The sequence below is a fragment of the Paenibacillus sp. FSL R7-0128 genome (assembly GCF_038002245.1).
GTDB lineage: Bacteria > Bacillota > Bacilli > Paenibacillales > Paenibacillaceae > Paenibacillus_AQ > Paenibacillus_AQ silagei.
Window position 1 is genome coordinate 5,012,135 of sequence record NZ_JBBOCD010000001.1, and the last position, 21,139, is coordinate 5,033,273.

The following is a 21,139-nucleotide window of genomic DNA, read 5'->3' on the forward strand; positions in this document are numbered from 1 at the left end:
ACCCCTAATTGTATAAAGCTTTTTTCGAGACGATGGTTTTCTTCATGGAGATTGAGGTTCCGCGTCCCGGTTCGCTGATAACCTCGAATTCATCCATGAAATTCTCCATAATGGTGAAGCCCATACCTGACCGCTCCAGCTCCGGCTTCGAGGTATACAGCGGCTGCTGGGCCAGCTCCAGATCCTCAATGCCCCGGCCCTTATCCTCAATGGTCAGATGCACGGTCTCATTCTCAAGGGAAGCGGATATGCTGACAACACCTGCGGGATCACTGTCATAACCGTGAATAATACAATTGGTGACAGCCTCCGAGACTACCGTCTTCAAGTCATTCAGCTCCTCCATCGTCGGGTCGAGCCGGGAGACAAAGGCAGCTACTACTACACGCGCGAACGATTCATTCTCCGACAGCGCAGCAAACTGGACACTCATGAAGTTACGAGCTTCGCTACTAGTCATAACGCGACCTCCAAATCCGAGAGTGCAGCGCTCTCGTCGTCATATAGGGGCATGATTTTGAACAGGCCCGACATTTCCAGCAGGCGCTTCACAGGCGCTGTGGCATCGCAGACTGCCATTTTGCCGCCCTTACTGCGGATCAGCTTGTACCGCCCCAGAATCACTCCGAGACCCGAGCTGTCCATGAACTGCAGCTCCTTCAGACTCAGGATCAGATGCTCCACCTGGCCCCGCATAATCGCTTCATCCATATCCATACGTACATAATCGGCTGCGTGATGGTCCAGTTCCCCGGACAACCGGACAATCAGCACACCCCGGTGATGCTCCATCTCCACATGAGAATTCATGCTTGCCACTCTCCTCTTCGTTGCTTGGACAACCGCCCTGTAACTATTTCTTTCCCCTACAAGGACAAGGTTTCTACACCGCAATTGAGGATTCCTGCCTCACGACAAAACTAGAAGAAAACCCCTAAGAACTTACACAAAGCCCCTGGTGCAATCTACAAAATGCAAGAAATTAATCATTCGTAAACATAGCGCCCGTTGCCCGCTTGAACAGCTTCCACCAGCCCGCCTTGGCTACCGTTTCGCCTGCCTTCAATTCGTATTCCTTCAATACATCGTTCCCCTGGTAGACTACCAGCTTGCCGACCGTCTGGCCTTCGGCCACCGGAGCCTTCACCTGCTCATTCAGCACCAGCTCATGGCGGATACCCTCCTGGGTCACTCCTTTGCGGAGCAGTACACTATAGTCTTCCTTCGCCACCAGCGGGAGCTGCGACTTCACGCCCTTCTCAATCCTCACCGTGCCGATGGTGTCGCCTTCCTTGTGAATCGTATGCAGTTTATATTGGGAAAAGAGGTAGTCGAACATCGCCGAGACCTCGCTGTTGCGGGTCTTGGTGTTCGGCTCGCCCAGCACCACCGCTACAGCGCGCAGGCCGTCTCTGGCCGCCGTCGCCGACAGGCAGAATTTCGCTTCGGACGTATATCCCGTCTTCAGCCCGTCAGCGCCCGTGTAGAACCGCACCAGCTTGTTGGTGTTGACCAGCCAGAAAGGCTTGGTGGAATCCTTGCGCAGGTAATCCTGATAAGAGCCGGTGTATTTGATAATCTGCTCATGCTTTAGCAGCTCCCGGCTAATGACGGCAATATCATGCGCGGAGGAATAATGATTCGCAGCCGGCAGGCCGTTGCAGTTGGCGAAATGAGTATCCTTCAGGCCCAGGTCCTGTGCCTTCTGGTTCATGAGATCGACGAAGGCGCTCTCCGAGCCGGCGATTTTCTCCGCCATAGCTACGGAAGCATCATTGCCGGAGGCCATCGCGATGCCTTTCAGCATATCGTCAACCGTCATTTCCTCACCCGGCTCCAGAAAAATCTGTGAACCGCCCATCGATGCCGCATACTCGCTGGTCCGCACCTTGTCGGTCAGCTGCAGTTTGCCCTCGTCCAGCGCCTCCACCGTCAGCAGCATGGTCATAATCTTGGTAATACTGGCCGGCGGAAGTTTATCATGGCTGTTCTTCTCATAGATGACCGTGCCCGTGCTGGCATCCATCAGAATGGCAGAACGCGCCCCTGGCGCAAGCGTAGCAGCCGCCCCTCCGGCATTGCCGGAATTTGCGGTGCCTTTGGCTTTTTCCTCGGCCCAGGCTCCGGTAGCGCCTCCCAGAACCGATACAGCAATGCACAGCACAAGCGTTACATAACGAATTTTCCTCACAATGGTTCCCCTCCTGAACTTAACCTTCTTTTCACAGGTACTGTGTTCCAGTTTCGTCAGAATGGCAGGAAATTATTCCATTTCACGCACAAAAAAAAGAGCCTCCCCCGGTATCTTCACAGATACTTGAGAAAGCCCCTTTCCGGTACTGCTATGAATAGCTTAGCCGCCGATAGCCAAAGCGCTGAAAATAACAGGTCCCACCACTGTGGCAACGGAGCCGACATCCTGGTTCTCTACAATCAGCTGATAGTTCTGGACACCGGCCGGGACGTTGATATCTACCATATGCAGCGAGATAATACCATCGTCATTGAAATTCTCCTCCAGCTCTACCCGTGCATAGAAGATTTCGGTACCTGCCCGCCAGATGCGGACCAGCACATTGGGCGTATCCAGAGTAACATCCACGCCGATGGTGGCTTTCAGTTCCACCTTATTGGGGAAATGTCCTGGAACTGCGGGATCGATATACACCGATGTTCCTGCAATCTGTATACCAGCCGGAGAAATAGGAACAGGGATGGAGACCCCGTTAGTAATAGGTGTAACTACGGATGCATTATAATCCAAAAGTGTTTTGGCCATGCGTTATCACTCCTTTTCATATTCTACTAAAGTATATGAAAGATATGAAAAAGAGCTTGTGCATTTCTATTACTAGTCCACCTATTTATTATCGTGCGTTGCTATAATTCACTGCCGGACGGCTGCCGCCCTTATGCCCAAGATACAGTCTGGACAATAGAGGAGAGCGTACCGCCCAATTGGCGGCCAGCAGCGGCACCCCCACTCCGATCAGCGTAAAGGGCAACAGCCCGTAATCCGTCCCGAGGAGATATTTGAGCCCGTAATTCAAAGGCAAATGCAGGTACATGATCGCAATGGAGTTACGTCCCAGGCTGCCCATCCAGTCCAGCGGAACAAGCTTCGAGAGACGGTACACAGCGGCGCAGATAGTCAATGAGATAAGCAGCGGCACGGCCAGATCGAGCAGCAGCGAAGTATACTCCTTGTATTTCATATTCAGACTGTATTGAAGGACACCAGTCCGCTCCAGCAGCAGCACAAGAGCACATAACGGAAGCAGCACCGGCAGCGCCGAATAGCGGCGGATGAGCGCAGGGATCACCTGTTTTCCGTAGAATCCGATCGCATAATAAGTAATGGCGAGCAGGGACACATCTGCATTCCAGGGAAGATTGAAGTTCCTGAGCGTGGTCAGGGAGATGAGATGTGACAGGAGATAAGCAGAAGCGATCAGGAGAAATTGCGTGCGGCGGGAATAACGGACAATGTATCCGAAGAGCAGCTGTGTGAACAGCAGGCAGGTGATGAACCAGAACACCCCGTAAGGGCCCGTGAGCGACAATCCCCCGTAGAGCAGTCTCGCTACATTCTCGGCGAACCCTCGTATACTGAAGTTGAACAGCAGCAGCACGGAAGCAATCAGGAGTCCGTAGGCAAAATAGGGAGTCATCAGCCCCTTGGTCCGTTTGACCGCCCAGCCCAAATACCGCCCGGGTTCAACCGGCTTAAATACAAGTCCGCTAAGCATGAAGAACAAAGGCATCCGGAACCAGGACAGATAATGATTCGCTGCCGCATCGCCGGAGTGGCCCATTACTACAAAAATAATACTGAATCCCTTGGCGGCATCAATCCATAATTGTCGTGGTTTGTTCACGTTATCCTCCCATCTCCTCCCAAATCAGTTTTAATTTAATACAATTATAGAAGGGTTTATTTTTCTTTTCAAATTTCAATGAAATATTTCAGCGTTATTTCTGAAAGAATATTCACTTAACAACGGAGAAAACTCTGCAAAAATAAGTCATTCTGCCTAGACGGGGGACGTTGTCCCATCCGGGTAATAAATAGGGCTAAAGTGGCAGTGCGGTCCAGGGTGGGCTAGGGGGCAGCCTGTGAAAAGGTTTGAACGGATGGCTAGGATTACCTCCGTGCGAGTACAATGTATGCTGTTTACCGCATACATTTGGCCTGCGGTCTTCGCGCCAGCCAATTGTGTTCGGTTTTCCGCATACATTTGGCTCACGGCCTTCACTCCGGCTCATTATGTTCGGTTTTTCGCATCCAGCAAAAGCAAAGGGCCACCCGCTGCCGGATGGCCCTTATGACTGCACATATGCTTAATACAAATGACAGGCCGCCTGATGGCCTGAGTCCAGCTCCCGCAGCACCGGCGCTTCCGACTTGCAGCGGTCCATCGCATGCGGACAGCGGGGGTGGAAGGCACAGCCTGTGGGCGGAGTCTCAGGGTTCGGAACATCCCCCGTCAGGACGATGCGCTGCTTTTTCAGGCCCGGATTCGGTACCGGAACGGCAGACATCAGCGCCTGGGTATACGGATGCAGCGGCTTCGCGAAGAGTGCCTTCGTCGGAGCCAGCTCGACAATCCGCCCCAGGTACATGACGGCCACCCGGTCGCTGATGAACTTCACAACTGACAGGTCATGCGAGATAAACATATAAGTCAGGCCGTATTGCTCCTGCAGATCCTGCATCAGATTCAGCACCTGGGCCTGGATGGAGACATCCAGTGCCGAAACCGGCTCATCGCAGACAATGAACTTCGGATTCAGCGCAAGCGCACGGGCAATCCCGATCCGCTGCCGCTGGCCCCCAGAGAATTCATGGGGAAAACGGTGGGCCTGATAGGGGGACAGACCCACCACCTCCATCAGCTGCTCGACCCTGCTCTTCAGCTCTCCGGCGGGGGCCGATCCGTGGGTACGGAGCGGTTCCTCCAGAATGCGCTGGACGGTCCAGCGGGGGTCGAGCGAAGCGTAAGGGTCCTGGAACACCATTTGCATATCGGTACGGAACCTGCGGAGCTGCTCGGTATTCAGGCTGCGCACATCGGTGCCGCCGAACATAATCTCGCCTTCTGTCGGCTCAATCAGCCGCAGAATGGCCCGTCCGGTGGTCGACTTCCCGCAGCCGGATTCTCCGACCACAGCCAGCGTCTCTCCCTGCTCAACGGATAAGGTTATGCCGTCAACGGCTTTGACTGCACCAACCTGCTTAGAGAAAAAGCCCTTGCGGATCGGATAATGCTTCTTCAGATTGCGGACTTCCAGTAATGTGGTCATAGAACCCCCTCCTGCTGCAGGATACAGCGGCATGTGTGGCCCGGCTGCACCTCAAGCAGCTCCGGGAGCTGCTCCCGGCAGCGGTCCACCGCTACCGGACAGCGCGGTGCGAACCGGCAGCCGGGCGGCAGGCTGGCCGGATTCGGCACCTGGCCCGGTATCGAGCTGAGGCGGTCCTCATCCCCTGCCAGCTGGGGCAGGGAAGCCAGCAGCCCTTGAGTATACGGGTGCAGCGGCTGGCTATACAGGGTAGCCACATCTGTCTCCTCGACGATCTGACCCGCGTACATGATGACGACCCGGTCACACATCTCGGCAACGACCCCCAGATCATGTGTGATCATCAGGATTGACATGCCCTCGTTCTTTTGCAGATCCCGCATCAGATCAAGGATCTGCGCCTGAATCGTCACATCCAGCGCTGTCGTCGGCTCATCGGCTATGAGCAGCTGAGGATTGCAGACCATCGCCATTGCAATCATCACCCGCTGCCGCATCCCGCCGGAGAGCTGATGGGCATACTGCTGGGCAATCTTTTCCGGCCGGGGAATCCCTACCTTGCGCAGCATCTCCACCGCCCGCTCAGCCGCCTCCTTCTTGCTCAGCTTCAGATGGTAACGGGCGGATTCGGAGATCTGGCGGCCGATCTTGAACACCGGATTCAGCGAGGTCATCGGCTCCTGAAAAATCATCGCAATCCGGTTCCCCCGGATATTCCGCACCTCATTCATCGACATCTCCAGCATATCCTTGCCCTCGAAGCGGATCTGGCCGGAAGCAATCCGGCTGATCCGTTTGGGCAAGAGCTGCATGATTGAGAGTGAGGTAATGCTTTTGCCGCAGCCCGATTCGCCTACAATGCCCAGTGTCTCTCCCTTGCGCACTGACAGACTGATGCCGTCCACCGCACGGATTGTACCCGCCGCAGTCTGAAACTCGGTGCATAGCCCTGATACTTCCAGCAGTTCTGTCATGATTGCCCCTCCCTCCAGTACCCCACAAAGTGAAGTATTTGCTTCGATGATTAGTCAGGTACTTTGCGGGTACCCCAAAAAACTCCCTACAAAATATCCTTTTAAATACTATTTCTCTTCTTCTACACCCAGATATTTCAGCGCCGTTAAAGCATACACCTTCGCACACTGGATAATCTGCCAGACAGGAGCTTTCTCGTTGAAATTATGAATGGTGGACAGCTCGGCCGGTCCGTATTGCAGCACAGGAATGTTATGAGTGCGGAAATGGCGCGCGTCGCTGGAAGCCCATTGCAGCACACCGTAGGCTTCTTCCCCGCTCACCTCACAGATACTCTCAACCAGGTCCTTGACCACCGGCTCCTCATTGGAGGTCCAATTGGCATTGCCCTGGAAGCCGAAGCCCTTGACCTCGGATTCAATGCCGGCTTCAAGCAGCAGGGAGCGGGCACGGTCCAGCACATCCCGGTAGTCTACCCCAAATGGTACGCGGGAATCGACCTGAATGGTGCAGCGGTCCGCCACCACATTCACCTTGGTTCCGCCCTGAATCGTTCCGATGTTGACCGTCACATGGTCGAATACCTGATAGGCAAGGGAATCTTCTTCTTCGCTTCCCTTCACATAATCCTGCGAGATGCGGATAATCTCCTTAACTTCCTCGGGAATGTCCACTTTGATATCCCATAGCCGCTGTAAGGCTTCAATTCCTTTGGCAGCCTTCACAATGGCGCTGTCTCCAACCACTGGCGACAGGCTGCCGTGACCCGGTGTGCCTTCCACGGTGAATTCGAACCAGCAGCTGCCCTTTTGCCCGATGGTCGGGTTCAGCGGGCCGGAAGGCTCGGCAATCACAGCAGCGGTTCCGGTAATCAGGCCGCGCTCCAGCACCCAGGGAACCCCGAGATGACCGCCAGTCTCTTCATCGGGCACGATCAGCAGGGAGAGATCTCCTTTTAGCGGAACGCCCAGCTTCGACAGCAGTGCAGTGACGTAGATTAACCCGGCCAGGCCTGCTTTCATATCCGAAGCGCCTCTGCCCAGCAGATAGCCATCCACGATATCGCCGCAGAACGGATCGAAATCCCAGCGCGAGCGGTCTCCCGCCGGAACGACATCGGTATGTCCGCAGTAAATCAGCTTTTTGCCGGTGCGCTCCTCCGCGCCTGCACCCAGTGTGGACACCAGATTGAACATCGTTTCGGTGGCCGGATAGATCGCGGTATCGATACCGGCTTCTTTCAGATAACCAATAATATAAGCGCTGATCTCCCGTGAATCGCCCGGCGGATTCTCCGAAGGGTAACGGATCAGCTGAGAGCAGAGCGCAAGCAGTTCCTCCTGCCCGGCATCAATGGCCTCCAGCACCTTGCTTTTCCAGTCTGTCATGGGTTACGAATTCTCCTTTGTGTTCCAGGCTGCACGCCTTGCGGCTGGCAGGAGGAACTGTGAATTTGTGACAAAGAAGAGGGACAAGGCCTAAGGCCTGCCCGCTCTCTTTTAGCCAAACCTGCTTATTCTGTAATCGACAGCGGATAGAAACGGATCACTTCATCCGGGTAGAAGGCGTAGCCGCTGATCTTGTTGCTCATGCCCACAATGCGGTTGTATTCGTAGAGATACGCCCAAGGTGCTTCTGTCGTGATGATCTCCTGAGCCTGCTTGTAGAGCTCTGTGCGCTTCGCCGTATCTGTCTCCAGGTTCGCCTGCTCCCACAGCTTGTCTACTTCAGCATTCTGGTAATTGATGTAGTTGGAAGAGCCCTTGCCGTACAGCAGGAAGCCGAGGTGATAGCCGGGATCATTGACGAAGGAAGTCCATTTGGAGATATAAGAGGTCAGATTATTGGTCTTCTGCTGCTCCAGGAACTGGGCGCGGGCCAGCTTGTTGATCTTCATGTTGACTCCGATTTTGGCCAGCTCAGCCTGGATCAGGACTGCATCATCTTCCCAGTCATCGAAGCCGGAGCCCAGCGTGAAGTCGAAGTCAAAGCCCTTCTCATAGCCTGCTTCCTTCAGCAGTGCCTTGGCCTTGTCCAGATTGTACTCATACACATAGCCTGCATCGGTGAAGCCCGGCGTGTTGCTGGCTACTGCACTCTTCATCTGCTTGGCCTGGCCGTACATCACCCCGCTCAGCAGCTGATCGTAAGGAATCGCATAGTTGATTGCCTGACGGACTTTTACATTGTCGAACGGTTTGACTTTGTTGTTCATGGCGAAGAACAGAATTCGGTTACTTGCATTGGAAGCAACGGTCAGCGCCTTATTGGTCTCAAGCGTTGACACATCCTTCGGAGGAATCTCAATCGCCATGTCTACATCGCCTTTACCCAGCAGCAGCACGCGGTTAGAGGCTTCCTTCGTGAACTTCAGGGTGACCTTGCCCAGGCTTGGCGCACCCTGCCAGTAGCTGTCATTAGCTGTGAAAACAGCCTCGGTAGCCGGGTCCCACTTCGTAAGCTTGAACGGGCCGGAACCGGCGGCATTCGTCTTCAGGTAGTCTGCACCCTGTGCTTCTACCGTCTTCTGGTCCACGATGGAGAAGGTGTACATCGCCAGAATCTGCAGGAAATTATGATTGGCATTAGTCAGAGTAACTTCAACGGTCGAAGCATCTTTTACCGTCACTGATTTAATTGAAGCCATGCCGTAGAGGAAGCTGCCGGAGCTGGACTTCGCCACACGTTCAAAAGAGTACGCCACCGCCTCGGCATCCACCGGATTGCCGCTCTGGAAGCTCACGCCGGATTTCAGCTTGAACGTATACACCGTGTTGTCAGCATTCACTTCCCAGCTCTCTGCGAGCATGGGCTTGATGTCTTCGGTATTGGCGATGCTGGCGCCATTGTCGGTCTTGATGCCGTAGGTGACCAGCTGATCATAAGCGGCCAGCACAAGCGTATCGGAGGTCAGATCATTGGCTTCCGCCGGGTCGAGCGTGGTGCCGCCCTCGGAATAGGCCACCGTCAGGTTCTTTTTGACCGGGGCTGCTGTTGCTGCAGTATCCGTTCCTGCCGAAGTGGCAGCAGGGGTCTGCGGATTGGCGCTGCTGGCGCATCCGGCAAGCATGATTGAAAAAGCGACGAGTGTGGACAACAGTTTAACTTTTTTCATCGATAATTCCTCCCTTTTCTATATCCTGCCTGCATAACAACTACTTGTGCTGCTGATGATTGTCTGCCGCTTGCGCTCCAGCTGACGTTAATCTATCTATTTCTATCGGGACGGGCGGCCTTGGGGATTCCCCTGCTCGCCTCATTTCCCCGAACGCAACCGCGGGTCAAGCACATCCCGGAAGCCGTCTCCGAGGAGATTGAAGCCTAAGATGGAGGTGGCAATGCCGAGGCCTGGAAAAGTAACCAGCCACCATTGCCCGGAAATGATATATTCCCGGCCTTCGGAGATCATCGCGCCCCATTCGGCAATCGGGGGTCTGACCCCCAGCCCCAGGAAGCTGAGACTGGACGCGGTCAGGATGGCGAAGCCCATCCCGAGCGTAGCCTGCACCATTAGCGGCGCCAGAGCATTCGGCAGAATATGCCGGTACAGAATGACTCTATCCTTCACACCAATGGCCCGGCTGGCTTCGATATACTCCTTCTCCCGCAGAGAGACCGTCTGGCCGAACATCAGCCGGGCGAATTCGGGGATGCCGACAATGCCGACGGCGATCATTGCGCTGCTGAGTCCGGCGCCGATCGAGGCGGCAATCGCCATCGACAATACCAGTGACGGGAAGGACAACAATACATCCATGACCCGCATGATGATGGTTCCGGTCCGGCCACCGTAGTAAGCGGCAATCCCGCCCAGCGGCATCCCGATCAGGAAGGAGATCGAGACCGCGATCAGGCCGGTCCAGATGCTGATCTGTGCGCCGTACAGCACCCGGCTGAGGATATCCCTGCCGAAGTTGTCGGTTCCGAACCAATGGCTGCCGGAGGGCGGCTGCAGCTTATTCGCCATATCTGTGACGAACGGATCATGCGGAGCCAGCCAGGGGGCAAAAATGGCTACCACGGTCCAGATCAGGATGAAGGTCAGCCCGATGGCCGCCAGGCGGTTGTGCAGCAGCAGGGATAATAGGGTCCGCGGCTTGGCCGGTGCGGGCTTCGCCGGGCTGCCCTGTGCTGAATGTGCTGCAGTGCTCACAAGCAATCTCCTCCTCTCACACATGCTGTTCTATTCATAACGGATTCTCGGGTCAATGAACCCGTAGATCAGGTCGACCGCCAGGTTAATTCCGCAGTAGAGCACGGCACTGACCAGGGTGAACGCCTGGATCGGCGCGTAATCCGCTGCCAGTATGGAGTCGGTGACATAGCCGCCGATTCCCGGCCAGGAGAAGATCGTCTCCGTGATGACCGCGCCGCCCATCAGGAAGCCGAACTGGAGTCCGAGCACCGTTAGCGTGGGAATCAGCGCATTAACCAGTGCGTGCTTGTAGATGACGGCCGATTCCCGCAGCCCCTTGGCCCGGGCGGTGCGGACGAAGTCCTGATCGACCACCTCCAGCATGCTGGAGCGGGTCATCCGGGCGATGATCGCCATCGTACCGGTACTGAGGCAGATCGCCGGGAGCACGAGATGCGCGAGGCTGCTTTTAAGTGCAGCGGTGTCGCCGGAGAGTATACTGTCCAGCACGTACAGCCCGGAGATATGCACCGGCGGGTTAAGATCCCCGCTGATCCGGCCCATCGGTGCCGGTGCCCAGCCCAGAATGGAGTAGAAAATATAGATGAACATCAGTCCGAGCCAGAAGATCGGCACACAAGCACCTATCAGGGAAAATACACGCGAGATGTGATCCAGCAGCGATTCCTTACGGGTAGCGGCCACAATGCCTACCGGGATGGCGATCAGAATCGCAATCAGGATGCTGGCCAGGGTCAGCTCAATCGTAGCCGGGAAGCGCGAAGCCAGGTCACTGGCGACCGAATGTCCGGTGTGATAGGCATAGCCGATATCGCCTTGCAGCAGTTGCCCGATGTAAGCGAAGAACTGGATATACAGCGGCTTGTCCAGCCCCATATCCTGGCGGATCTTGTTCACTATCTCCTCCGGAGCCTGCTCTCCGGCCAGCATAATCGCAGGATCGCCCGGCAGGACTCTCGACAGAATGAAGGTGATGACGATAATGCCGAGCAAGGCTGGAATCATCTGCACCAATCTTTTTAATGTATAAGCAAACAATGAATCAACCCCCTTACGACTTCGACTGCTGTGCCTCTGTGACGGAATTCCGCTCTCATGTCAGGTAATACGTGTATGCTGTGTCTTATTAAAGTGTTGAGCTAATTCTACATAGAATTTCACAGCCCCTCTACGTCCCGTTCAGCTAAAAAAATGCACAACCGTTTGTCGATTGTGCACTATCAAGGACTATGAATGTTAGATTTACTCACACGACATTCCAGAAATCTTCCAAAGCGCCCTATTTTTCCTGGAGATAATAGTAAATCAGGCACAAATGGCAGACGAACTGTTCGCGCGGATCATTCAGATCGAAGCCAGTGATATCCCGAATCCGCTCCAGCCGGTATTTGACGGAGTTGCGGTGGATATAGAGGCTGTTCGCCGTCTCAATCAGACTGCCCCGGCACTCCAGATAATGATAGAAGGTCAGCAGCATATTGCTGTCATGCTCCTGGTCATATTGCAGCAGCTTGCCCAGCTTGCGCTCGAACAGCTTCTCGAACCCCGGACCGCTCAGCCCCTCCAGCAGATGATAGACCTCCATCTCTTCGTAGCGGGTAATCCCGCCGGGGCCTTGTCCGAGTCTTCTGGAGATGGACAGCGCTTTGCGCGCCTCGTTATAGCTGGTGTGGATGTCCCACAGATATTCCGAGGTGCCGATACCGCAGCGGTAACTGCTTAAGCCTTCTGCCTTGTCCTGCAGCCAGCCGCTCAGCGTCTTCTCCCATGGCTCCTCCGCGTCACCGCCCGGCGTGAACCTGCGCCCCTCCTGCGTAGGCAGGAACAGCACCGCCCGGCTCGAACGGTACTCGGCGTGAGGCGTGACGCCGCGCTTCTTCGCCTCCCGCTCCAGCAGCCGGTTCACCGTCTCCTCGCTCGGCGCCGTCTCCCCTTCGATGACGGCCACCTCCCACTTGTGCTCCGGGTTCATCCCGAGCTGACGGGCCCGCCGCTGCACCTCATGCCTCGACGGCAGCGGCGGGGTCAGCAGCTCATCGATGAAGTTGCCGCGCAGCCGGAATTCCGTATCCTCGGCTACCTTACGCCGCATTATTTCAAGGGCAAACACAAGCCGGGCTTGCTCGATGCCCACCTCCTCCATATCATCCAGCCGCTCCTTGTCGACGAGCAGCCGGGCAACCGTCCGGCGGTCCACATGGATGTTCCAGCTAAGCGGAGAGTCGCTCTGGGTCCAGTCATAGTCTGCTGGGGAGGATACGATAATCTTCCGCTCCGTATCCACGAGTGCCACCGGGGCCTTAAGGAACTCGGCCACACTGTCGCTGACCGCCTGAATGCCGCTGTTCTCCAGCACCATGGTGGTCAGCGTGCGGTAGACCTCCTCCGCCCGGCGCAGCAGCATCGCCTGCCGCCCCAGCAGCAGCTCCATCACCGGCTGGGTAATATCCGTGTACGGAATCTCGGGCGGGATCTCCACAATCGGCAGACCGCAGGCATTGCTGGCCTCGATGGCTCCTTGTGGAATCTCCTTCAGGAAGCGGGCCGGCTTGATCGCCAGCGCCGCTGCGCCCAGATTATCAAGCGTATAGATCACCTCAGTCAGCAGCGAAGGATCATGGCGGATCGAATAGGCTGTCGTCAGCAGCATCACCCCTTCGCTGATCCAGCCCTTCAGATCCGGAACCTCCATAATATCCACGAACCGGACCACCCGGTCCAGCCCCTGCTCCCCGCTGATGACCTTCGCTTTCCCAAGAACCGAGAGCTCCATCAGCTCCCGCAGCGTAATTCCTCGTGTATTCACCCTTCCGCCTCCCTCTGCTGTCTTCAGTATTTCATGATTTTTCCTGAAATATGCCAATATGCCATGACAATGCCGCCAGCCGACTTTTTGCGTTCCCGCTAGTTTATCAGAGATTCCCGCTGAGCCACAGGAAAATCATATCCAGTTGGCGATATTTTCGGATTTGTACGCGGGATGCTTGCTGGGCGGTGGTGAGGGAGCTGGTTGTAGGGAGAGGTGGAATGGGGGGAAGTTAAGGGAGTGGGACAATTCAATGGGATCTATCAGCTTGCAGTAAAATCAGTTACACTAGTGCTCCTTCTCCACCTCATTCTCACCTTTTGCCCGTATAGCCTGAATTCAGGTGCACTTATGCACCTCATTTTCACCTTTTGCCCGCTTACGCTGAATTCAGGTGCACTAATGCACTTCGCCCCCTCGTTCCCTCGTTCAGTCGTATAGACCACTCCCATTCGAATCTTGAAGGTCTTCACCTCTATTCCCCTAACAACAAACAAGCGCCCCCCGGGCCTGAGCCAGGAGGAACGCTTTAAGGAGATCATAGCTATTAGTTTGCTACACATTAGTTTTCACACATTAGTTTGCAACTCATTAATTTCCACACATTAGTTTGCCGCACATCGCCTACACACGTAGTCTGCCCCACACCTACAGGAATGGCGAATTTCAGCAAACTGCAATACCACCCAAGACAAGGCTTTGCTACGAGCGATGCACCTCTCCCGCAGCAGAAGCTCCCGCACCAGAGGCTGACGCAGCAGCAGCGGCACCAAGGCAGAGTATGGGATCGAACGCGCGGATGCCGAGCCGCTCTTCCAGCTCCGCTGCCAGCCCGATCGTGGCGAAGCCGGTGCACGCCAGCACCAGGACTTCCGCGCCGCGCTCCACGAGCCGGGCGGCACCCGCCAGCGCGCCTGCCCGTCCAGCAGGCTTGCCCAGATCCAGCGTGGTTGTCACGCCGTCGGGGCGGTCCATGCCAATGTAAGCCCCGCCGAGAATACCGCGGATGAGCGTCGGCACCTCTTCCAGGATCGTCAGCACGCCCACCCGGTTGCTGTAAGCCATAGCCATATGGGCCGCGCAGGAGCCCGCTCCCAGCACAGGAACATTCACCACTGCCCTGGCTTCCAAGAGTGCCGGATCGGCAGCACAGCTGATGCCGATAGCCGTGCATCCCTGCCGCTCCAGTTCCCCGGCAAGCCTTATAATCTTCGGAATGGATTCCGCCTCTGTCTGCGCATCATAGACACCCCGGGGCTGATCCGGGATGCACCGGCTCATCACCGGCAGACCATACCGCCGCTCAATTAAATCTCCATGTAACTGGATTGCAGAGTTCTCCTGCAATGTAATGACACGTATGATTCCAAGCATCCTATCTCCTCCTGACCGCCTTGATTTAGATGCTGCAAAAGCATAACCAACCACCCTATTTCAGCCGTAAACAGCAATAGCAGCCGGAAATCCAAAGGTTCACTACAGTGGCGATTGCACCACCCGTCCAAATCTGTGATGCGGCTTATTTAACCTTGCAATCAGCAGCTTCCATTCTGCTTACTGCAGTTCCCCAGCCTGCATAATCAGCTTGTCGTCGATATACACATCCGGCTTCATGACCACAGCATCAATATGCACGCCAGCCGCAACGACCCCGCCGAACGTGTTATTGCTGCCAAAAGCCACATGGATTGTCCCGTACACCTTCTCATCCTCCAGCACCACACCTGTAATTCTGGCCTTGTTGTTGGTCCCGATGCCGAATTCGCCCAGCAGCCTGCCATCGCCATCGCCAAGCATGTCCAGCAGCTTGCCGCCATGCTCCCCGCCGGCATGGATCAGCCTTCCATCTTCCACGGTCAGCACCATTGGGCCGTCCAAGGCACCGATCCCTGCAACCGAGCCGTCCACCTTAATCTGGCCGGTAGCCGTGCCTTCCAGGGGCGCAATATAAGCTTCACCTGAGGGCAGATTGCCTGATTCGCCCGGATTGAGGTATAGCCCGGTGCTGAGAATGCCATCCCGGCCGTCAATAGAGAAACTAAGAACCATCCCTTCTTTCTCCACACGCACCCGGCTGCCCGCAGACAACAGCGCAGCGACCTGCTCGGTCAGCGCCTTCACCTGCCCATAATCCGCAGTGATCGCGCCGTGGCTGAACATATCATCGGTGATCCCCGGCATAGTAGCTACCCGGGTTCCCGCTGCGGCTGCCTGCTTACGCGCCGCCGTATGTGTCATCGAGTGGGTCGTGATACATACGGCCACATCCGCTTTAGCCATAGCTTCGGCTACCGGAGCCGGAGGCTCCTCCCCCGATCTGCTCCGCGGCTGCATAACCAGCAGCATTGATTCCGCTCCCAGCCTTTTGCCCGCCTCATAGACCGACTCGGCCAGATCACGCTTATCATCGTCGGCTACTACAGCCAGCAGTTCTCCGCTGGCAAGCCCGAGACAATCCTTAAGAACATTCATGCTAATTCCAATTCTTGCTTCACTCATCTTCATTTCCTCCCGAATTACACCATTTCTGCTACCAGCTTGCCCATCAGGGCATTGGACAGCACGGCGGGCACTCCTGCGGAGGCCGCCCACTGTCTATGCTGCTCCACATATCCCATACAGTCAAGCACTAACACATCCGCATGACCGCTCAGACGCTCTGCTGCGGCGCGAAAATCCGCTTCCGTACCCGTATAAGGTGAAGCCGCAGCGAACGGCAGCCGGGCTCCGGCGCCTGCGAATTTCTCAATCATTGCGTCCTCCTGCTCCGGCAGAGGGCCAATCAGTCCCAGACGGCGCCCGTCCAGCATCGCCTGCACGACTGGAGGAATGATCCGGTCCGGCTCAATCAGATGGGCAGCAGACGTATGCAGTCCCGGAAAAACTCCCGTACACGCCAGCAGGATCGTCCGAATCCCAGCGGCTTCCATAGCATCAATCTTCCCTTGGAGAACGGACTGTATCCGCTCCCGTGAGATTACCGCAGCGGACCCGTCCGCCATGCGGGTGGTCAGCACATACTCTCCCGGCCCTGGACTGTAGAATTCACGCACCTGTTCAGCCGTGAACCCGTCCAGCACCCCGGACTGAACCAGTCCCGCCTTGCCTTCCAGATATTTCTCAATGATGGGCGCGACATCCTGCCTGGGTGCTTGCCCAATCGTAATCAGCCCGATATTCTTCATTCTTGTCCCTCCAGACGCTATGGGTTACAGCCAAGCTGTGCTAACAGAGCAGGCGCTGAAGGAAGCTCAGCGCCTGACTGTACATGTACATCTGTTATCCTGTTAGTGAGAAGTGACTGCCGGTTTACCAAGCGTCTGCAGTACGCTCATGGAGCCGTACAGCTCAGTAATTTTGGCAAACTCTGCTTCGTTGTAGAAAGAGCATGTTCCCTGCGTTACTTCCTTGGCCGTCTCGATAGCAAAACGCACCGCCTGAGCAATATCCACCTCATGGCTGGCACCAGTACCGCAGCCCGGAACCATAGATTGGGCAGTAATCGCGAGACCCACCACCGGAGCAGAGGTAGCTACCGCAGGCTGAAGAATGGAATTGATATGATACAGCCCGTTGCCGTAAGGGGTAATATCCTGAGTCGTCACCGGAAAAGTAACCGGATACTGTCCTGTCGTCATCTCCTTGATCCGCAGCAAATCTTCGCTGACCCGCAGAATATAGCCTTCTTTGACCGTCGGCGAGATGGCGATCCCTTTGTGGTTAACCACACGGTTGCCTTTGGTCGTATCAATCGATAGAACCGCTTCCATCTCCGGCAGCACTTCATGCTCATTCATCTGCAGAATATCTACAGGGGAATCCATGAAATCCACCGGCTCGTGCGGCAGGGTTGGAGCATCCGGGCAAATATGGGTGGTCACCAGCACATCTCCCAGCAGCACATCCCCTTTGGTCTGCATGTCTGCCAGCTTCAGCGCAGAAGCAATCGCCGCTACCGCACCGTCAGCATCAGAGACCAGGCCAATCCGGCTCGGGCGCGCCCCGATACCACCCAGTCTGCCGACAATGCCGAACGTTGGGGCAGAGCCGCCGCCAAGCTTGCCTTCACTGCCCGGGATCGTGATTTTGACGAATTCTGTGCTGCCCTTTTCGCCTTCCACCTTCTGAAGCTCAACCTTAACCGCAGGATATTCTGCGAATAACTGCTTGACCTGCTTACCGTTAACATAAGCGCTGTCCAGTGCGTTCAAGACTGTAATCGTTTGATGAAGTGCCATTCTAATTCCTCCCCGGATGCATGCTCATGTTTGTCATGTTTGCATTTATACTATCTCATCCGGCAAAATGTCCACAATGTACCGCCCTGCCAAACTGAAACAGCATTTCTTGTCCTTTGCAGATAAACCTTACGCGCAGAGTACACTCTTACGGCTTACCGCTAATGAATAAAGGTTAATTCTCCCAAGCAGCGAAATATAACAGGGTAATGGTGCTTATTTTCAGACAGGAGGTGCTTCATAGGATGAAGCCTGCACATAAGATTAATAAGGACAAGCTGGTCCAGATTATCAGTGAAGAGGCCCGGCGGACGGGGTTCTCAGGGGTCGTACAAGTGACGGAACGGGAGCATGTCCTTGCAGCCGCAGCTTTTGGGATAGCTAATATAGGGGACGTACGGCTCAACCAGGCCCATACCCGCTTCGCCATTGCTTCCGGCAGCAAACTATTTACCGCCATTGCGGTCTGCCAGCTCGCAGAGCAAGGTTTGCTTTCTTTTGACGCCAAAATACTGGACATCCTGCCGAAGCAGGAATTCCCATTGTTCGACCCAGCGATCAGCGTGCACCAGCTATTGACTCACAGCTCGGGCATACCGGATTACTTCGATGAAGAAGAGATGGAGGATTTCGCGGCACTGTGGAAGGAGACCCCGATGTACACGCTGAGGCGGCCTGGAGATTTCCTCCCGCTGTTCGCTAGGCTTCCTATGAAATTCGCCCCAGGCGGGCGTTTTCACTATAACAATGCAGGATATATCATGCTTGCTATGCTCGTAGAAGCGGTCAGCAGGCAGCCGTTCACGGAATATGTAGAACAGCATATTTTCCTGCCTTGCGGGATGAAGGATTCCGGTTACTTCGCGCTTGATGCGCTTCCGGCCCACACCGCTCAGGGATACATCGACAGCAGCAACGGGAAAAAGACCAGCAACATCTACTCCATTCCGGTGGTCGGAGGCGGGGACGGAGGGGCATTTGTTACGGCAGCGGATATGCATAAGCTGTGGAGCGGCTTGCTTGAACACAAGCTGTTACAGGCAGAGACCAAGGCTCTGCTGCTGACACCGCATATTTATGAGCGAAAGGACAGCTATTACGGTTATGGCGTGTGGATACAAGCCGGCCCCAGCGAAAAGGTGCTAAAGTACCATATCATGGGCTACGATCCCGGGATCAGCTTCCACTCCGCATACTATCCCGAACGTGGCATGACCATTACTGCTCTCTGCAACAAGAGCAACGGGGCTTACGGGATGATGACTGCTATGGAGGACTATCTGCCGGTAGAGTAGACGGATGGGCCGAAGGTTAGCCAATTTGCTACAAAATAAACAAGCCGTACGCCAGCAATCTGCTGATTCGTACGGCTTGTTTGTATAAACGTAGATTCCAAAGTGTACTCCGGTCCGGCTAGTAACGCGTTACCCCATCCTTGGTCACCAGCGCAAAAACCAGCGGCTGCGGCGGAACCGGCTGGGCGGAGATGCGGTAAGCCTCCAGCACTTTGGCTTCGGCCTCCTGCACCTTGCTCTCGCTGGCATCGTTCACATGCAGCACTGCCAGCGTATCGCCTGCGGCCACCGCGTCGCCGACCTTCAGCGAGAGCTGAATGCCGACCGCCAGATCGATCACGGACTCCTTCGTCTCGCGTCCGGCACCAAGCAGCATCGCAGCCACACCGATCTCTTCAGCCTGGATGCTCTCCACATAGCCTGCGGTCGCAGCCTTCACTTCAATGAATCTGCGGGCAGCGGGCAAGGTGTCAGGAGAATCAATCTGTGAGGCATCGCCGCCCTGGGCCGACACCATCTGCTTGAACTTATCCAGCGCACTGCCGTCTTTGATATGGGACAGCAGCATGGAGCGTGCTTGTTCTTCGTCCTTCGCCTTGCCGCCGAGTACGAGCATCTGGCTGCCCAGGATCAGGCAGACCTCCTGCAGATCCTTCGGGCCGTGGCCGTTCAAGGTCTCAATGCCCTCCTTGATCTCCAGGGCATTGCCGATGCCGAAGCCCAGCGGCTGGTCCATGTCGCTGATGACCGCAACCGTGTTGCGGCCAAGGTGAGTACCGATATCCACCATCGCCTGGGCGAGCGCAATGGAATCCTCCAGCGTCTTCATGAATGCGCCGCTGCCGGTCTTCACATCCAGCACGATGGCGTCCGCGCCTGCGGCGATCTTCTTGCTCATGACGGAGCTGGCGATCAGCGGAATGGATTCCACCGTGGCCGTCACATCACGCAACGCATACAGCTTCTTGTCGGCCGGCGTGATGTTGCCGGACTGGCCGATCACCGCCGCGCCAATTTCGCCCACCTGGGCGAAGAACCGTTCCCGGTCCATCTCCACCGAGAATCCCGTAATCGACTCCAGCTTATCCAGCGTGCCTCCGGTGTGGCCGAGGCCGCGCCCGGACATTTTGGCTACCGGAACTCCGGCCGCTGCAACCAGCGGTGCCAGCACAACTGTCGTCTTGTCGCCCACGCCTCCGGTAGAATGCTTGTCCACCTTGATGCCCGCAATCGGGCTAAGGTCCACCTGGTCGCCGGACATTGCCATCTCCAGGGTCAGGTCGCCGGTCTCCCGCGCGTTCATTCCGCGGAAATACACGGCCATTGCCCAGGCGGAAATTTGATAATCCGGGATTTCCCCTTTGCTGTAGCCTTGAATCAGAAATGCTATTTCTTCGCGGCTAAGCTCACCGCCGTCTCTTTTCTTCTGAATAAGATCAACAGCACGCATTAGATCTGTACCTCACGGACGAAGGAGCGCACCAGTCCGATGAATTTGGGCTTGGTCAGGTTCGCCACTTTTACCACCTGCTCATGGGTCAGCGGCTCCAGCTCATCGCCAATGGCCATATCGGTGATACAGGTAATGCCGAGCACGCGCAGCTTGCTGTGACTGGCCACGATAACCTCCGGCACGGTGGACATTCCCACGGCATCGCCGCCGAGATAAGCCAGCATTTTCAGCTCAGCCGGGGTCTCATAAGTAGGGCCGCTGATGCCGGCATATACGCCTTCCTGCAGGACAAGCGCTTCACCGTCCACACCTGTAACTCCGCCTGCAAGCTTTTTGGCAAGCTGGATATATTCAGGGTCATAGGCACTGGACATATCAGGGAATCTTACGCCCAGCTCCGGATCATTCGGTCCGATCAGCGGGTTGTCGCCGGTCATATTGAGGTGGTCGGTAATCAGCATCAGGTCGCCTGCCTTGAACGCTCTGTTCATCCCGCCGCCAGCGTTGGTAATGACAAGGGTGCCGATGCCCAGCTTAGCCATTACATAGACCGGAAGAACTACCTTGCGCATCTCATAACCTTCATAGTAGTGAAAACGGCCCTGCATGATCATAACATCCTTGCCTTCCAGCTTACCGATCACGAACCGTCCGGCATGACCTTCTACCGTTGAATGGGGGAAATGCGGAATTTCTTCATAAGGCAGGTAGACTGCATTTTCGATCTGATCGCCCAGGTCGCCAAGACCTGAACCCAGAATAAGGCCGATAGACGGTGTATAACCGCCGAATTTGGATTGAATATAAGCAGCAGCTTCCTGAACCTGAGTGCCGTATGGGACTGTTGTTGGTGTTGTCATAGGTTGATCCTCCCGGATATGAATTGTGTATAGAATAACGCGTATATGAAGC

Annotated in this window: 19 protein-coding genes; 1 reads left to right on the forward strand and 18 read right to left on the reverse strand. The window is 55.7% G+C overall.

Annotation, left to right across the window (positions count from 1 at the left end; translation table 11 throughout):
* Positions 1-4 precede the first annotated feature (4 nt).
* The 16 genes from spoIIAB to NST26_RS21285 form a co-directional block, all read right to left on the reverse strand.
* Positions 5-460 carry an anti-sigma F factor gene (gene spoIIAB / locus NST26_RS21210; protein ID WP_036727460.1) on the reverse strand — a complete coding sequence of 152 codons (456 nt, stop codon included), beginning with the start codon at positions 458-460 and terminating at the stop codon, positions 5-7.
* Positions 457-810: an anti-sigma F factor antagonist gene (spoIIAA, locus tag NST26_RS21215; protein ID WP_036727462.1), complete on the reverse strand. Its 354-nt coding sequence runs from the start codon at positions 808-810 to the stop codon at positions 457-459. Before spoIIAA ends, spoIIAB begins: the two co-directional genes overlap by 4 nt.
* Before the next feature lie 172 nt (positions 811-982).
* A complete protein-coding gene (locus tag NST26_RS21220; protein WP_445323375.1) occupies positions 983-2,182 on the reverse strand; it encodes a D-alanyl-D-alanine carboxypeptidase family protein in 1,200 nt (399 codons plus the stop codon).
* A gap of 171 nt (positions 2,183-2,353) precedes the next feature.
* Positions 2,354-2,779: a hypothetical protein gene (locus NST26_RS21225; protein ID WP_051478179.1), complete on the reverse strand. Its 426-nt coding sequence runs from the start codon at positions 2,777-2,779 to the stop codon at positions 2,354-2,356.
* 88 nt (positions 2,780-2,867) lie between these two features.
* On the reverse strand, positions 2,868-3,878 hold the full coding sequence (locus tag NST26_RS21230; protein ID WP_340951551.1) for an acyltransferase family protein: 1,011 nt from the start codon (positions 3,876-3,878) through the stop codon (positions 2,868-2,870).
* 463 nt (positions 3,879-4,341) lie between these two features.
* Positions 4,342-5,304, reverse strand: coding sequence for an ABC transporter ATP-binding protein (locus NST26_RS21235; RefSeq protein WP_339310450.1), 963 nt, complete (start codon positions 5,302-5,304; stop codon positions 4,342-4,344).
* Positions 5,301-6,278 (reverse strand): ABC transporter ATP-binding protein, encoded by a 978-nt coding sequence (locus NST26_RS21240; protein ID WP_036727467.1) that lies wholly within the window; start codon positions 6,276-6,278, stop codon positions 5,301-5,303. The genes NST26_RS21235 and NST26_RS21240 overlap by 4 nt, the downstream gene beginning before the upstream one ends.
* A gap of 108 nt (positions 6,279-6,386) precedes the next feature.
* The gene (locus tag NST26_RS21245; protein WP_340951547.1) at positions 6,387-7,667 is read right to left on the reverse strand and encodes a M20 family metallopeptidase; all 1,281 of its coding nucleotides are present in this window, start codon (positions 7,665-7,667) and stop codon (positions 6,387-6,389) included.
* 125 nt (positions 7,668-7,792) lie between these two features.
* The gene (locus NST26_RS21250) at positions 7,793-9,394 is read right to left on the reverse strand and encodes an ABC transporter substrate-binding protein (RefSeq protein ID WP_340951544.1); all 1,602 of its coding nucleotides are present in this window, start codon (positions 9,392-9,394) and stop codon (positions 7,793-7,795) included.
* 141 nt (positions 9,395-9,535) lie between these two features.
* Positions 9,536-10,432: an ABC transporter permease gene (locus tag NST26_RS21255; RefSeq protein WP_445323334.1), complete on the reverse strand. Its 897-nt coding sequence runs from the start codon at positions 10,430-10,432 to the stop codon at positions 9,536-9,538.
* Positions 10,433-10,462: 30 nt separating this feature from the next.
* Positions 10,463-11,473: an ABC transporter permease gene (locus NST26_RS21260; RefSeq protein ID WP_200869572.1), complete on the reverse strand. Its 1,011-nt coding sequence runs from the start codon at positions 11,471-11,473 to the stop codon at positions 10,463-10,465.
* A 241-nt stretch (positions 11,474-11,714) separates the two neighbouring features.
* The gene (locus NST26_RS21265) at positions 11,715-13,241 is read right to left on the reverse strand and encodes a PucR family transcriptional regulator (protein WP_340951540.1); all 1,527 of its coding nucleotides are present in this window, start codon (positions 13,239-13,241) and stop codon (positions 11,715-11,717) included.
* A 702-nt stretch (positions 13,242-13,943) separates the two neighbouring features.
* The gene (locus NST26_RS21270) at positions 13,944-14,615 is read right to left on the reverse strand and encodes an aspartate/glutamate racemase family protein (protein ID WP_340951538.1); all 672 of its coding nucleotides are present in this window, start codon (positions 14,613-14,615) and stop codon (positions 13,944-13,946) included.
* A gap of 180 nt (positions 14,616-14,795) precedes the next feature.
* Positions 14,796-15,740 (reverse strand): aminopeptidase, encoded by a 945-nt coding sequence (locus tag NST26_RS21275; RefSeq protein WP_339249464.1) that lies wholly within the window; start codon positions 15,738-15,740, stop codon positions 14,796-14,798.
* A 17-nt stretch (positions 15,741-15,757) separates the two neighbouring features.
* Positions 15,758-16,426, reverse strand: a complete 669-nt coding sequence (locus NST26_RS21280; protein WP_036732039.1) for an AroM family protein — start codon at positions 16,424-16,426, stop codon at positions 15,758-15,760.
* Between the two features lie 102 nt (positions 16,427-16,528).
* Positions 16,529-17,479 carry a DUF1177 domain-containing protein gene (locus NST26_RS21285; RefSeq protein ID WP_340951534.1) on the reverse strand — a complete coding sequence of 317 codons (951 nt, stop codon included), beginning with the start codon at positions 17,477-17,479 and terminating at the stop codon, positions 16,529-16,531.
* Between the two features lie 245 nt (positions 17,480-17,724).
* Here NST26_RS21285 and NST26_RS21290 point away from each other — a divergent pair, with 245 nt between their 5' ends.
* Positions 17,725-18,774, forward strand: a complete 1,050-nt coding sequence (locus tag NST26_RS21290) for a serine hydrolase domain-containing protein (protein ID WP_340951533.1) — start codon at positions 17,725-17,727, stop codon at positions 18,772-18,774.
* A 118-nt stretch (positions 18,775-18,892) separates the two neighbouring features.
* Here the strand turns inward: NST26_RS21290 and NST26_RS21295 are convergent, their stop codons facing one another.
* Together NST26_RS21295 and NST26_RS21300 are read right to left on the reverse strand one after the other, a co-directional pair.
* Positions 18,893-20,224 carry a pyrimidine-nucleoside phosphorylase gene (locus tag NST26_RS21295; protein WP_340951531.1) on the reverse strand — a complete coding sequence of 444 codons (1,332 nt, stop codon included), beginning with the start codon at positions 20,222-20,224 and terminating at the stop codon, positions 18,893-18,895.
* Positions 20,224-21,087, reverse strand: coding sequence for a purine-nucleoside phosphorylase (locus NST26_RS21300; RefSeq protein ID WP_340951528.1), 864 nt, complete (start codon positions 21,085-21,087; stop codon positions 20,224-20,226). Before NST26_RS21300 ends, NST26_RS21295 begins: the two co-directional genes overlap by 1 nt.
* Positions 21,088-21,139: the final 52 nt, after the last annotated feature.